Here is a 386-nt window from a genome sequence, read left to right on the forward strand (position 1 = left end):
GAGCGTTACAACCCCGTCTCAAATCTTCCGGGCGAAGCTGATGGCGTTGTGGAAGAGCAGGACCTTATCGCTATAGGTGCATTCAATTCTGTGGATGCAGCAAGCATGCTGACCGAATTTTGATATCTCTACGAGCAGCGTTTCCAGGATCCAGATACACGTCATCGCACACTTGATGAGATGGCATACCAGACCTACTTGGGTATCCTCGACTTCTTCGATCCTGCATTAGCGGAGACGACTTCACGTCCGTATGACACCAAGGTCATGCCGTACACGTGGCAAAAACCTATCGACGGCAAGAGTGACGTTGTAGAAGATATATTTGCGCTGCAGACAGCACTCATCCTCGATGGTGTGTATCCTCCTGAAGGGAAGGATATGAA

General features: G+C 49.7%; 1 protein-coding gene. It reads left to right on the top strand.

Annotated elements, in window-relative coordinates; translation table 11 throughout:
- Positions 1-180: 180 nt before the first annotated feature.
- On the top strand, positions 181-386 hold a 206-nt coding region (locus tag D7Y13_RS47590; protein ID WP_208734768.1), incomplete at its 3' end, for a hypothetical protein.

It is taken from the genome of Corallococcus praedator (assembly GCF_003612125.1).
GTDB lineage: Bacteria > Myxococcota > Myxococcia > Myxococcales > Myxococcaceae > Corallococcus > Corallococcus praedator.